This is a genomic window from Limnohabitans sp. TEGF003 (genome assembly GCF_055395455.1).
The window spans coordinates 3,087,340-3,100,639 of sequence record NZ_AP029225.1 but is presented as its reverse complement, the minus strand read 5'-3'; the positions used below and the strand labels follow the sequence as shown (position 1 = coordinate 3,100,639).

General features: G+C 62.2%; 13 protein-coding genes. 9 read left to right on the top strand and 4 right to left on the bottom strand.

The features are described from left to right. Positions 1-90: 90 nt before the first annotated feature. The 9 genes from ACZ5RT_RS14780 (at position 91) to ACZ5RT_RS14740 (ending at position 9,648) form a co-directional block, all read left to right on the top strand. Positions 91-981: an HvfB family MNIO-type RiPP peptide maturase gene (locus ACZ5RT_RS14780; protein ID WP_464452956.1), complete on the top strand. Its 891-nt coding sequence runs from the start codon at positions 91-93 to the stop codon at positions 979-981. Further along, complete coding sequence (locus ACZ5RT_RS14775; protein WP_464452955.1) at positions 981-1,715, top strand: HvfC family RiPP maturation protein; 735 nt, start codon at positions 981-983, stop codon at positions 1,713-1,715. Before ACZ5RT_RS14780 ends, ACZ5RT_RS14775 begins: the two co-directional genes overlap by 1 nt. Beyond that, a complete protein-coding gene (locus ACZ5RT_RS14770) occupies positions 1,712-2,221 on the top strand; it encodes an HvfX family Cu-binding RiPP maturation protein (RefSeq protein WP_464452954.1) in 510 nt (169 codons plus the stop codon). The genes ACZ5RT_RS14775 and ACZ5RT_RS14770 overlap by 4 nt, the downstream gene beginning before the upstream one ends. 57 nt (positions 2,222-2,278) lie before the next feature. Beyond that, complete coding sequence (locus ACZ5RT_RS14765) at positions 2,279-3,514, top strand: ABC transporter substrate-binding protein (protein WP_464452953.1); 1,236 nt, start codon at positions 2,279-2,281, stop codon at positions 3,512-3,514. 96 nt (positions 3,515-3,610) lie between these two features. Next, positions 3,611-5,341 (top strand): ABC transporter permease, encoded by a 1,731-nt coding sequence (locus ACZ5RT_RS14760; protein ID WP_464452952.1) that lies wholly within the window; start codon positions 3,611-3,613, stop codon positions 5,339-5,341. Beyond that, the gene (locus tag ACZ5RT_RS14755; RefSeq protein ID WP_464452951.1) at positions 5,338-6,015 is read left to right on the top strand and encodes an ATP-binding cassette domain-containing protein; all 678 of its coding nucleotides are present in this window, start codon (positions 5,338-5,340) and stop codon (positions 6,013-6,015) included. The genes ACZ5RT_RS14760 and ACZ5RT_RS14755 overlap by 4 nt, the downstream gene beginning before the upstream one ends. Beyond that, positions 6,008-6,628, top strand: a complete 621-nt coding sequence (locus tag ACZ5RT_RS14750) for a CDP-alcohol phosphatidyltransferase family protein (protein ID WP_464452950.1) — start codon at positions 6,008-6,010, stop codon at positions 6,626-6,628. The genes ACZ5RT_RS14755 and ACZ5RT_RS14750 overlap by 8 nt, the downstream gene beginning before the upstream one ends. 93 nt (positions 6,629-6,721) lie before the next feature. Next, the gene (locus tag ACZ5RT_RS14745) at positions 6,722-8,896 is read left to right on the top strand and encodes an FAD-dependent oxidoreductase (protein WP_464452949.1); all 2,175 of its coding nucleotides are present in this window, start codon (positions 6,722-6,724) and stop codon (positions 8,894-8,896) included. Further along, positions 8,893-9,648 (top strand): DUF3047 domain-containing protein, encoded by a 756-nt coding sequence (locus ACZ5RT_RS14740; RefSeq protein WP_464452948.1) that lies wholly within the window; start codon positions 8,893-8,895, stop codon positions 9,646-9,648. Before ACZ5RT_RS14745 ends, ACZ5RT_RS14740 begins: the two co-directional genes overlap by 4 nt. A gap of 17 nt (positions 9,649-9,665) precedes the next feature. On the opposite strand, the gene ACZ5RT_RS14735 is transcribed toward ACZ5RT_RS14740, so the two are convergent. The 4 genes from ACZ5RT_RS14735 to ACZ5RT_RS14720 form a co-directional block, all read right to left on the bottom strand. After that, positions 9,666-10,529 carry a hypothetical protein gene (locus ACZ5RT_RS14735; RefSeq protein WP_291928199.1) on the bottom strand — a complete coding sequence of 288 codons (864 nt, stop codon included), beginning with the start codon at positions 10,527-10,529 and terminating at the stop codon, positions 9,666-9,668. Positions 10,530-10,643: 114 nt separating this feature from the next. After that, positions 10,644-11,840, bottom strand: coding sequence for a CaiB/BaiF CoA transferase family protein (locus ACZ5RT_RS14730; protein WP_291928202.1), 1,197 nt, complete (start codon positions 11,838-11,840; stop codon positions 10,644-10,646). 61 nt (positions 11,841-11,901) lie between these two features. Then, positions 11,902-12,612 carry a haloacid dehalogenase type II gene (locus tag ACZ5RT_RS14725; protein WP_464452947.1) on the bottom strand — a complete coding sequence of 237 codons (711 nt, stop codon included), beginning with the start codon at positions 12,610-12,612 and terminating at the stop codon, positions 11,902-11,904. A gap of 2 nt (positions 12,613-12,614) precedes the next feature. Then, positions 12,615-13,295: a cupin domain-containing protein gene (locus tag ACZ5RT_RS14720; protein ID WP_464452946.1), complete on the bottom strand. Its 681-nt coding sequence runs from the start codon at positions 13,293-13,295 to the stop codon at positions 12,615-12,617. Positions 13,296-13,300: the final 5 nt, after the last annotated feature.

Below are 13,300 nucleotides of genomic sequence, written 5' to 3'. Positions count from 1 at the left end.
GTCAGTGTCCTGGGTTGTGCCCGCCATCGGGTGCGCCCTAGGGGCTGACTGACCTGTCTCAACCCCATCCCTGATTTGAGCGCCCTGCACATGCCCTCCAATACCCACCACAACACGCTGGCCCCACGGGCAGGTTTGGGTTTTCGACGTGAGTTGATCCCGGCTTTGCACCAAGGGGTACCCGAGAGCATCGGCTTTTTTGAAGTGGCCCCGGAAAACTGGGCAGGCATGGGTGGCAGGGCAGGCCGCGATTTTCGTGCCTTCACCGAGCGCTACCCTTTTGTGTGCCACGGCCTGTCTTTGTCTTTGGGAGGCCCCGGCCCCTTGGATGAAATCCTGCTGCGCCGCACACGCGATTTCATGCGCGAACACGGCATGCGCCTGTTCACCGAACACCTGTCCTGGTGCGCTGACGACAGCCACCTGTACGACTTGCTGCCGATACCCCAAACCGAAGAAGCCGTGCGCTACACCGCCGAGCGCATCGCCCGCGCACAAGACATTCTGGGCATGCGCATCGGCGTGGAAAACGCATCCACTTACATCGCGCCCCCGGGGGCTGAAATGACCGAACCCGAATTTGTACGGGCCGTTGTCGAGCGAGCCGATTGCCTGCTGCACTTGGATGTGAACAACATCTATGTCAACAGCCGTAACTTCGGTTTTGACCCACACGCCTATCTGGCGCAGCTGCCGCTGGAGCGCACCTGCTATGTGCATGTGGCCGGGCACTATGTCGAAGAAGACGGCTTGGTCATTGACACCCATGGCAGCGACGTGATCGATCCGGTCTGGCAACTGCTGCAAGCCGCTTACCAACGTATTGGCCACCCGGTGCCCACTTGCCTGGAGCGCGACTTCAACATCCCCGATCTGCCAATCCTGGCTCAAGAGGTGGCGCACATCGCGAACTTGCAGCACCAAGCTTTTGGTGATCCAACTGGTACGCAAGCCCAAGCCACAACAAAGCAGGTGGCGTGATGCTGGCCTTCCAAGAATTCCAGCACCAGATGGCCGCGCACCTGCGCGATCCGCACCACACACGCCGCCCACCGGGCATGCCCAAGCGACGCATGGGCGTGTACAACGATCTGCTGTTCAACAACGTTTGCGGTTTTTTAGACAGCTGCTTTCCTGTCAGCCGACAACTGCTGGGCGATGCTCGCTGGCGCAGGCTGTGCCGCACTTTTTACCGCGATTGGCCTTCGCACACGCCTTGGTTTCGCGAGATCCCGCGCGAGTTTGTGCGCTACCTGAGTGAGCACCACATCGCCCAGCCCTTGCCAGTCTGGCTGGCCGATCTGGCGCGTTACGAATGGGCCGAACTGGCGGTGGATGTGATGGACGTTACGCCTCCCCCGCACGACCCGCAGGGCGACATGATGCGGGCAAGCGTGTGCCTCAACCCCGCACGGGTGGATGTGGTCAGCCCCTGGCCCGTGCACCGCATTGGCCCCGACTGGCAGCCGCGCCAGGCGGAGCCCACATTTTTGGTGGTGTTTCGCGATGCGCAGCTCAATGTGCAATTTACCGAGATCAACGCCGTCACGGCCCATGTGCTGAGCCTGCTGGATCAAGGCCTGAGCGGCCAACAAGCCTTTGCGCAACTGGCCACCGACATGAACCACCCAGATCCGCAAGCCTTGCAAGGCTTCGGACAACAACTCCTCATCAGCCTGCGCGAGCAAGGCGTCTTGTTGGGCACACGCACATGAACAGCACCTTTCAACTCGCCCGTCGCGGTATCCATGCACTCGATTTGCTCGGTCTTTGGATCGGCCTGCTCAGCTTGAGATTGCTGCTGGCTTGGGAGTTTGGCGAAGCTGGTTTTGAAAAGCTGCACGGCAGCAACTGGTTTGCCGACATCCAAGATCAATTTCCTTGGCCTTTCAAGCTGATCCCTGCCGACCTCAACTGGGCCTTGGCCACCGGTTTTGAGATCGTGGGGGCCATCGCCCTGGTCATCGGATTGGGCACGCGCTTTTTCTCGGCTTCATTGATCGTGCTCACCGTGGTGGCCATGCTCAGCGTGCACTGGCCCGAGTCGTGGTCCTGCCTGAGTGAATTGCTCAAGGGCTATGCGTTGACCAACGATGGCTTTGGCAATTTCAAGCTCCCCGTGATCTACATCGCCATGCTGCTGCCGCTGGTGTTCATGGGGCCGGGTCGGTTGTCGATGGATACGTTGTTTTCTCGGCTGCTCCTGCAATCCAAAACCTGAATGGTCTACAGTTCGGGCCGACAGATATCCTCCGTTGATCTTTTTCGATCTCAAGTTATGCATTTCACTCCAGTTGCCATTACCCATCCATCTTTTGTTCTGAACCGCCGCCAAGCCTTCGCTGCAGCAGCTGCCTTGGTCGCCCCCACTTGGGCACAAGCGCAAAAGGCCGATTGGGCTGACACCGAGCGTGCCGCCCGTGGCCAGACGGTGTACTTCAACGCCTGGGCTGGCAGCGAACGCATCAACGCTTACTTGCAATGGGCCGCGGCTGAGTTGCAGCGCGACTTTGGCGTCAAGCTGCAGCACGTCAAGATCAGCGATGCGGCCGATGTGGTCAAACGCATTCGCGCCGAAAAGCAAGCTGGCCGCAAAGACACCGAGGGCACGGTGGACCTGGTCTGGATCAACGGCGAGAACTTTGCCGCCATGAAGCGCGATGGTTTGTTGTCTGCGCCCTTCGCAACAGCTTTGCCCAACTTCCAGTGGGTAGACACCGTGGGCAAGCCCACCACGCTGGTCGATTTTTCGGTGCCCACTGAGGGTCTCGAATCGCCCTGGGGCATGGCTCAGCTCACGTTTTTTGCTGATGCCCAGCGTCTGCCTAAACCACCGCAAAACATGGCCGAGTTGCTGGCCTTGGCCCGCAGCCAACCCGGGCGCATCACCTACCCGCGCCCGCCCAACTTTCATGGCACCACCTTCGTCAAGCAGGCCTTGATCGAACACGCGCCGGACGTGAAAGCGTTGGCCCAGCCCGTGACGCCCGCGGCTTTGGCGGCGCAGGCCGCGCCGCTGTGGCGCTTTTTGGATGCGCTGCACCCGCATTTGTGGCGCGGTGGCAAACAGTTTCCGCAAAACTCGGCAGCCGTGCGCCAGATGATGGCCGATGGTGAATTGGTGATGGCCTTGACGTTCAACCCCAATGAAGCGGCCAATGAGATCGCCGCCAAACGCCTGCCCGCCACGGTGCAGAGTTGGCAGTTCGCCAAGGGCACGATTGGCAACACGCACTTTGTAGCCATCCCCTACAACGCACCCAGCAAAGCGGGCGCACAAGTGGTGGCGAACTTTTTGCTGTCACCCGCCGCGCAAGCGCGCAAGGCCGACATCGACGTGTGGGGCGACCCGACGGTGCTGGACGTGGCCCGCTTGCCTGCCGCCGAGCGTGCGCGTTTTCAATCGGCAACGCGTCCTGGTCAAGTGGCCGTGACGGCACCCGTGTTGCCCGAGCCCCATGCCTCGTGGGTGGACGCGCTCGAAAAAGAGTGGACCCGCCGTTATGGCGTCTGAGACGGCCGCTGCTTGTTTTTGTAGGTCGGCGGCTTCAGCCCCGACATGGGGTCCGATCACCGCCAATGTCGGAGCTGAAGCTCCGACCTTCGGGGCGTGAGCTTCTTCGGCCCCGTGTTGCTGGCTGCACTGGCTGGCCTGCCCATGGGCTGGGCGTTGTGGGCTGCGGCATCGCAAGTGTTCGATGCACCAGCCTGGCAAGCCCTGTGGGCCGATCCGCAAACGCTGCGTGCCTGGGGCATGACGTTGTGGACCGGGCTGGCCTCGACCGTGCTGGTGTGGTGGACGGTGGCGCGTTTGTTGGCCCATGGTTTCATTCGGCAGCAATTGGCCCGCTGGCTCACCCATGTGCCTGCCTTGCTGGCCACGCCACACGCGGCCTTGGCCATTGGCCTGGTGTTGTGGCTCTCGCCCAGCGGCTGGGCTTTGCGCCTTGCGTCGCCGGGCTTCACGGGGTTTGATGCGCCGCCGTCTTGGTTGACCACACAAGACCCGTGGGGCTTGGGCTTGATTTTGGCGCTGTGGCTCAAGGAGGTGCCGTTTTTGCTGTGGGTGGCCGCCACGCAACTTCAACGTGAAGATCTGCGCCGCCGCTGGCAGGCTGAATTTGCCTTGGCCCAAACTCTGGGTCGCACCCCCGGACAATCCTTTGCCCAAGTCGTCTGGCCGCAGCTGGCACCGCGTTTGCGCTGGCCGCTGCTGGCGGTGTTGGCCTATGGCCTCACGGTGGTGGACATGGCGCTCATCATCGGCCCTGCGACGCCACCTACTTTGGCGGTGCTGGCCTGGCAATGGCTGGGTGATGCCGATGCGGCCATGCAGGCGCAAGGCGCAGCGGCGGCGGGGTGGCTGACGGGCACGGTGTTGCTGGCGGGCGTGCTCACTGTGATGGCGTTGCGAGTGGTCGCGGCCATGCACAAATTCGCGAGCAGGGGCTCGCTCCCACAAAAAATGCTGCCTTGGGTTGGGCGTTTTTGTGGGAGGCTGCCCCTGCAGCCGAATGGTCATTCAAGCCAACATGGGCATTCAGCAGCAGGCCTCTCGCGTGGTCGAATGTCCGGCCTGGCGCTCGCCATCGGCGGTGCCTACCTCGCCGTCTGGTTCGCACTCGCAGTGGGCAGCGTCTCGGGTGTCTGGCCTTTTCCGCAGGTCTGGCCATCCTTGTGGACCCTGGATGCCTGGTCGCAGGTGCTGGGCAGTGTCAGCACGGTCGGCACCACCTTGGGTTTGGCGGCGGCCTCTGCCAGTGTGTGCCTGGTTTGGTCGGTGGCCTGGCTGGAGCGGACACCGCGCCGCTGGCAACAAGCTTTGCGACCTTGGTGGTTGCTGCCGCTGGTGTTGCCCTCGGTGCTGTGGGTGGTGGGCCTCTACAGCGTGGCGCTGCAGTGGCGGCTGGAGGGGCAGTGGCTGGGCCTGCTGCTGGCTCATGCGGTCATGGTGTTGCCGTATGTGCTGTTGGCCTTGGAACCCGCTTATTTGGCGGTCGATCCGCGCCAATCGGCCGTGGTGGCCAGCTTGGGTCAGGGCCGCTGGACCGAGTTGGTGCGCATCAAATGGCCGCTGCTCCAGCGCGCCATCGCCTCGGCCTGGGCGGTGGGTTTTGCTGTCAGCGTGGCGCAGTATTTGCCCACCTTGTATGTGGGGGCGGGGCGCTTTGCCACGGTGACCACCGAAGCCGTGACGCTGGCGTCGGGTGCGCAGCGCTCGCTCATGAGCGCTTATGCGGCCTTGCAGATGCTCTTGCCCGTGTTGGCCTTTGCTTTGGCGGGCTGGCTGGGCAGGCCACGCCAATTTGAGAAGATCGGGCGGATGAAAGACAACACATGAACGCGGGACTTCAGATCGACATCGAATGCTTGGGCACGGTGGCGCAGACCTTGGTGCAAGATCTGCACCTGAAAGTGCCCGCTGGCGAGATCCTCACGCTGATGGGGCCGAGCGGTTGCGGCAAAAGCTCGGTGCTGGCGGCCATCGCAGGCACGCTGGCCAGCGTGTCCGAAGGCTTGCAGCCTTTGCAGTTTTCGGGCCGTGTGCGGTTGAATCGCCGCGACCTCACGCTGCTGCCCACGCACCTGCGCGGTGTCGGCTTGGTGTTTCAGGATGCTTTGCTGTTTGCCCACATGACGGTGGCTGAAAACCTGCTTTTTGCGGTGCCCCGCAGCTTGCCGCCAGCACAGCGCCAAGCGCGTGTGCAGCAAGCGCTGCAAGAGGCGGAGTTGTTGGGTTTGGGTGAGCGTGATCCTTCTACCTTGTCGGGTGGGCAACGCGCCCGCGTCGCGCTCATGCGGGCGCTGTTAGCCGAGCCACAAGCCTTGTTACTGGACGAGCCGTTTTCCAAACTCGACGCCGCCTTGCGCGCCCAGCTGCGCCCATGGGTGTTTGCGCATGTGCGCGAGCGGCGCATCCCGGTGGTGCTGGTCACACACGACGAACAAGACGTGGCCGACCCGCAGCGCGTGGTGCACTTGCGCGCCATCGAAGAAAACCCAAGCCATGTTTGACCGCCACGCCCAAACCCTCTTGCGCCCCGCGCTGAACGCCGCTGCACGCGGCTTGGTGCGCGCAGGCATCAGTGCCGACGCGCTGACCTGGCTGGGCTTTGCCATCGGCATGGCCGCCGCCGTGGCCATTGCGCTGCAAGCGTGGTGGTGGGGCTTGGCGCTGCTGCTGGCCTCGCGCTTGCTCGACGGCCTTGACGGCAGCGTGGCCCGCCTGACCCAGCCCACCGACGCGGGCGGCTTCCTGGACATCGCACTCGACTTTGTGTTCTACGCCGCCATCCCCCTGGCCTTTGCGGTGGCCAACCCCAGCGCCAACGCACTGCCCGCCGCCGCCTTGCTCGCCAGCTTCATCGGCACCGGCAGCAGCTTTTTGGCGTTTGCCGCACTGGCCGAAAAACGCGGCCTGACCGACACCGCCTTGCCGGGCAAAAGCTTTTACTTTTTAGGCGGCCTGACCGAAGCCACCGAGACCATCACCGTCTTCGCCGCCATGTGCATCTGGCCTGAACACTTTGCTGTGTTGGCTTATGGGTTTGCTGGGTTGTGTGCCATCACCACGGGGATGCGGGTGGTGTGTGGGTATCGGCGACTTCAAGCTAAGGGAAGTTCCTGACGCGGGCTGTAACCTATCGCCCTGTGGCGTCGAATCAACAATCAGTAGCTGCTCACTGTTCAAATCATGGGGTCATCCCGGAGTTTTCTTCTCATGCGCTTTCGTCAATCCCTTTTGCTGCTCTTGCTGGTCTTGGCCATCGGCGCTTTTGTCGCCCTGGACTTGGGGCGTTATCTGAGCTTTGAGCAGCTCAAGGCCAGCCAAGCCAGTTTTGACCAGCTCTATGCGCAGCAACCGTTCATGGTGGCAGCGGTGTACTTTTTGATTTATGTGGTGGCCACGGCTTTGTCGATTCCGGGCGCAGTCATCATCACCCTGGCGGGCGGTGCGGTCTTTGGCCTGTGGCAAGGCTTGCTGCTGGTGTCGTTTGCCTCCACCCTCGGTGCCACTTTGGCTTTTCTGGCTTCGCGTTTTGTGCTGCGCGAGTGGGTCGAAGCGCGTTTTGGTCAGCGCTTGGCCGACATCAACACGGGTGTGGACAAAGAGGGCGCGTTTTACCTCTTCACTTTGCGCCTGATCCCGGTGGTGCCGTTTTTCCTGATCAACCTGCTCATGGGCCTGACGCGCATGAAGACCTGGACCTATTACTGGGTGAGCCAGCTGGGCATGCTGGCGGGCACGGCGGTGTATGTGAATGCGGGCACGCAACTGGCGCAGCTGGACTCGGTGCGGGGCATTCTGAGCCCGGCGCTTTTGGGCAGCTTTGTGTTGCTGGGCATCTTCCCCTTGTTGGCGCGGCGTGTGGTGGCGGCCATCCAAAAGCGCAAGGTCTATGCCCGCTGGGCCAGCGTGCGCCCCAAGACTTTTGACCGCAACCTGATCGTGATCGGCGGTGGCGCTGCAGGTTTGGTTTCGGCCTACATTGCCGCCGCGGTTAAGGCCAAAGTCACTTTGATTGAAGCCCACAAGATGGGCGGTGACTGCTTGAACTATGGCTGCGTGCCAAGCAAGGCCTTGATCAAGAGCGCCAAGCTGGCCCACCAGATGCGCCACGGCGCGAAGTACGGCCTGAGCGACACCGCGCCCAGCTTCAGTTTCAAGGCGGTGATGCAGCGTGTGCACGATGTGATCAAAGCCATCGAGCCGCACGACAGTGTGGAGCGCTACACCGGCTTGGGTGTGGAGGTGCTGCAGGGTTACGGCAAGTTGGTGAACCCCTGGACAGTGGAAGTGACTTTGAACAACGGCCAGGTGCAGCGCCTGACAGCGCGCAGCATCGTGATTGCGGCGGGTGCACGCCCCATCGTGCCGCCTTTGCCGGGCCTCGATGACGTGGGCTATGTGACCAGCGACACGCTGTGGGACGAGTTTGCCAAGCTGGACGATACTCCGAAGCGCATCGTGGTGCTGGGTGGTGGGCCGATTGGCTGCGAGCTGTCGCAAAGCTTTGCCCGCCTGGGTGCCCAGGTCACGCAGGTCGAGATGGGCGATCGCATCATGGTGCGGGAGGACGAAGAGGTGTCTGCGTTGGCACGCGACGCGCTGCAGGCCGACGGCGTGCGGGTGCTCACCGGGCACAAGGCGCTGCGCTGCGAGCGCCGGGGTGAAGACAAAATTTTGGTGGCCTCCACACAGGGGCAAGAAGTGGAGATTGTTTTTGACGCGCTGGTCTGCGCCGTGGGCCGTGTGGCCCGTCTGCAAGGCTACGGCTTAGAAGACATTGGCGTGCCCACGCACCGCACGGTGGACACCAACGAGTATTTGCAAACGCTCTACCCCAACATCTACGCCGCAGGCGATGTGGCCGGGCCTTACCAGTTCACCCACACGGCCGCGCACCAGGCTTGGTATGCGGCGGTGAATGCGCTGTTTGGTGACTTCAAGTCCTTCAAGGTGGATTACCGCGTGATCCCTTGGGCCACCTTCATCGACCCCGAGGTGGCGCGAGTGGGCCTGAACGAACAAGAGGCGCAAGCCCAAGGCATCGCGTACGAGGTGACGAAGTACGGCATCGACGACCTGGACCGGGCGATTTGCGACGAAGGGCCGTACAGCGAAGCCCACGGCTTTGTGAAAGTGCTCACCGTGCCGGGCAAGGACCGCATTTTGGGCGTGACCATCGTGGGCGCACACGCGGGTGACTTGTTGGCCGAATACGTGCTGGCCATGAAGCATGGCCTGGGCCTCAACAAAATCCTGGGCACCATCCACACCTACCCGACCATGGCCGAGGCCAACAAATACGCGGCCGGTGAATGGAAGCGGGCCCACGCGCCGCAACAGTTGCTGGCTTGGGTGAAGAAGTTCCACGATTGGCGGCGTGGATGAACCGCTTGTTGAAACCCATCCCCGCGCTGCTGGCGCTGAGCATGGCCTGCGCCACACCTTGCTTCAGTGCGCAAAGCCTTTCGCCTCTGGTGCCACCCGATGGCGCTGCGCCAAGCACTTGGCGTTTTGTGGGCTTTCCCAAATCCAAGGTTGACATTCCGCATACGCGCTTTGAACTGGCCGATGTGCAAGGCGAGCGCGCACTCAAGGTCAGCACCCGTGCGTCGTATGGCACCTGGGTCCACGATGCACCCCAAGTTGCGGCAGGTCGCCTGCAATGGCGTTGGCGGCTGGACCAGCCGCTCACCGGTGGCAAAGCGGCGCCCGATATCCTGACCAAAGCGGGTGACGATGCGGCACTCAAGGTGTGCGTGATGTTCGACCACCCGCTGGAGCGCGTGCCTTTTGTGGAGCGCACCTTGTTGCGCATCGCCCGCACCGTCAGTGGCGAAGACTTGCCGGCCGCTACCCTTTGCTATGTGTGGGACAGCACCTACCCAGCAGGCTTGCAAGGTGCCAACCCCTACACCCAGCGCGTGCGCTTCATCACCCTGCAAGGCAAGGACGCGCCCTTGTCTCAGTGGCAGACCGAAACGCGCGACGTGGCCGCTGACTTTGCCAAGCTGTTTGCCGATGAACTGCCCACAGGCGCCACGGTACCCTCAGTGCTTGCGGTGTTGATCGGTGCCGACAGCGACAACACAGGTCGCCAAAGTGTGGGCTGGGTCAAGGGTCTGGACTGGACCCGTTGAACCACGGGCGCAAGCGATCAGCTTTTTGGCGGCTCTTCTTTTTTGTCTGCTTTGACTTGGATACCGCCCAGGTCGAGGACGGCATCTGTCACGATGTTTTGGGGACCCTTCAACATCAGGATGTCGAAGCCGACCCGTTTGAATTGGTGATCAGGCGCGGGTGGGCCGAGCTTGAGCAACAGTGGGGTGGGCAAGTCCTCGGGTTTTTCAGAAGAGGCCAGCGGTTGGCGAAGCTTCCAATCCCGTTCTTTGAGTTTGGACTCACACTTGTCGCCACGTTTCACCATGCCCCTTGGGCATTCGCCTGGACCTCTGTTTTCTTCGTAGTACTCCAGAATCTGGGCTTTTTGCCGACGACCAAAAAACGCGTCAGGCGGTTCGGGTTTGTCTGCCAAAGCCGCCATGGGCGCTTGCACGATGACGGGCTGCACCGTGTTCCCTGCGGCGGCAGGGGCTGGCAGGCCGGCCGCTGCCGGCACCACAGGTGCAGGCGCAGGCGGTGGCTGTGTGACCTCGACAGAGGCGCGGGCTTCTTTGCCTTTGGAGGTGTACATGGCCGCCATCATGTCGGGATCGTTGGCAATTTTGGCTTCGATCAAGCCGTCGACGTGGCCCGCCACTTCAATCGTGTCGGCCGTGCCCAGCCATGTGGCGCGGTTGGAGGCAATGGCGGCCAGCTGCGCTTGCGTGCAGCGCGGGCCTTTTTGTTTCAGCCAGGCGTTCACTTTGGCAATGCGCTCGCCCACATCGTGGGTCAGCAAGGCCAGCGATCTGAATTCGGCGACCAGGCATCCGCCTGCCCGGGCCTGAGCCTGCGCAGGGAAATGAAGGGCCAGCATCGCCATGACAAGGCCGAGCAGGGAAAGACGCCAGTTTTTCATCAACAGTCCAAGGCCAGTGCATCCAAAACAATCAACCACATCCTGATATCGGCAGCAGGTCAGGAATCTTGAGTTTTCAGGCACGCGCTGGCTCTGGCACCAGGTTTGGGCCATTTAAAGCTGCAGCCCCAGTTCCCTCAGGATCGGCTCATTGTGCTCGCCCACCCGGGGGATTGGGTCCATGCGGTAATCGAACGCGCTTTGCCTGCCGGGTGGCAGCAGGGCGGGCAGTTCGCCAGCGGGGGATGGCACGTGTGTCCAACGTGCGCGGGCCTGCAGCTGCGGGTGTGCCCACAAGTCGGCCATGGTGTTCATGCGGGCATTGGCAATGGAGGCCCGGTCCAGCCGCTCGGTGACCTGCGCCAAGGTCAGCCGTGCAAAGGTGTCAAGGATGATCGCTTGCAAAGCCAAACGGTTGTCGTTGCGCAGTGCATTGTGCTCAAACCGCGGATCGCGGGCGAGTGCTGGCTGCAGCAACACATGCTCGCAAAACAGCACCCATTCCCGTTCGTTTTGCAGGCCCAGCATCACGGTGGCGATATGCTCGCCCTGGGTGCCGAGCTCACCACCCACCTGAAAGGGGCCATAAGGGTAAATCGTGGCATGTGCTGCAGCGCTGCGTGGAGGTGGTGTTGCGCCGTCCATCGCGTAATACATCGGAAAGCCCATCCATTCGGTCAGCGATTCCAGCATGGACACGTCGATGTGTGAGCCTTGACCGGTTTTGTCACGTTGCAACAGCGCAGACAAAATGTTGCTGTAGGCGTACATGCCTGCGGCAATGTCGGCAATGGAGTTGCCGCTTTTGCTGGGTTGCTCGGGTGTGCCGGTCACGCTCAAATAACCGGCTTCGCTCTGGATCAGCAAGTCATAAGCTTTTTTGTCTCGGTAGGGGCCATCGTTGCCGTAGCCTGAAATGTCGCACACGATCAGGCGCGGATGCTGTGCAAGCAGCGTTGTGGCGTCCAGTCCCATGCGGGCGGTGGCACCGGGCGCCAGGTTTTGCACCAGCACATCCGCTTTGCAGAGCAAGGCTTTGAGCACTGCAAGGTGTTTAGGCTCTTTGAGGTCCAGCGCCAGACTCTCTTTGGAGCGATTGACCCACACAAAATGCGAGGACAAGCCTCGCGCACGCTGGTCATAGGCGCGGGCAAAGTCGCCCGTGCCGGGCCGCTCGACCTTGATGACACGCGCCCCCAGATCGGCCAGTTGGCGTGTGCAAAAAGGGGCGGCAATGGCATGCTCGAGTGAGACCACCGTGATGTGATCCAGCGGACGTGTTTGGCCTTTGGAGGATGTGGGGCGGGTCATGGTCAGGTGTGCATGGCGTGGGGTGTTGAGCCAAACAGCGGTAGTCGGGGTAAGGGTGCTGTCAGTGGAACTGCAAGACCTGCAGAACCTCGGTCAGGTCGTGCCCTGTGTGGTGCGGTGCCGGGCCAATGGCCTCGGGTGGCAGGCCCTGGCGGTTGACCCACAGCGTGGTGAAGCCAAACCAGGTGGCACCCAGCGCATCCCAGGCGTTGCTGGACACGAACAACACATCAGCGGGTGCAAAGCCCAAGCGGTCTTGCACCAGCTGGTAGCTCGTGGGGGTGGTCTTGAACTGGCGCACGCTGTCCACCGACAACACGGCGTCGAGCAGGTCGGCCATGCCCGCACTGCGTACAGCCGATTGCAGCATTTCGGGGCTGCCGTTCGACAAAATCGCCGTGGCGATGCCACGTTGGCGCAGGGCCTTCAGCACACCCAGGTTTTCCGGGAAGGCCGTGAGTTCGGCGTATTGCGCCATCAGGGCGTCCTCATGAGCCTGGGTGTGCACCAAGCCCAAACGCGCCAGGGCATAGCGCAGCGACGCGCGTGTGATGTCCCAAAACGATTGGTAATGCCGACTCCCCTGTGAATTGGGGTCGCTCAGCGAAATCAGCCGCGTGTACTCGATCTGCTTGTCGCGCCAGATCACCGACAGGGCTGCGCCCTGGCCGGGGTAAAGCTTTTCGGCCAAAGCGCTGATCGAATACACATCGAACAGCGTGCCATAGGCGTCGAACACCACGGCGCGAATGGGGGACGTGCGTTGGCTCATGTTCACACCAGGTGCCCGGTTTTCACCAGGATCAAGCAGCCTTCGCGGCTGAACGGTTGGTGCTGGCTCATGTGCGGGCTGCGCAGCCAGCTGCCTGCGGGGTAGTCGCCGTGCTCGTCCGAGAATACGCCTTCGATGACAAAAATCTCCTCGCCACCCCAATGACGGTGAGGATTGAAAAACGTCTGCGGTGCCCAGCGCACCAGCGCGGTGTTTTGGGTCTCGAAGGTGTTCAGGGGCAAGACCTTGAGGCCCTCCACCAGGCCCTGACGCCATTCGCTGCTTCGGGTGTCGATGACCACGCGTTTGTCGTCGCGGGGGTCCAGGTGGCGCAGCTTCACAAACAAGGTGCAGCCCCCGGGCGAGGACGGCGCGTGCGAACTGCCCACCGGGTTGTGGATGTAAGTGCCGGGGCCGTACACCCCGTGCTCGTCGTGCAGCGTGCCGTCGAGCACCCAAATTTCTTCACCCCCGCCATGCGTGTGGCTGGCAAAGGCCGAGCCCGGCGCGTAACGCACGATGGACGTAGCCCGGGCCACTTCGCCGCCGTCGCGCTCAAGCATGCGGCGCGACACGCCCGATGAGGGGGAGTCCACCCAGTCGAGCGAGGGGCTGTGCACGACGCAGCGCTGGTTCAGGTCGGCGTTCAGTGTGATGGGGTGGGTGAAGTGTTCTGTGGTCATGTCGT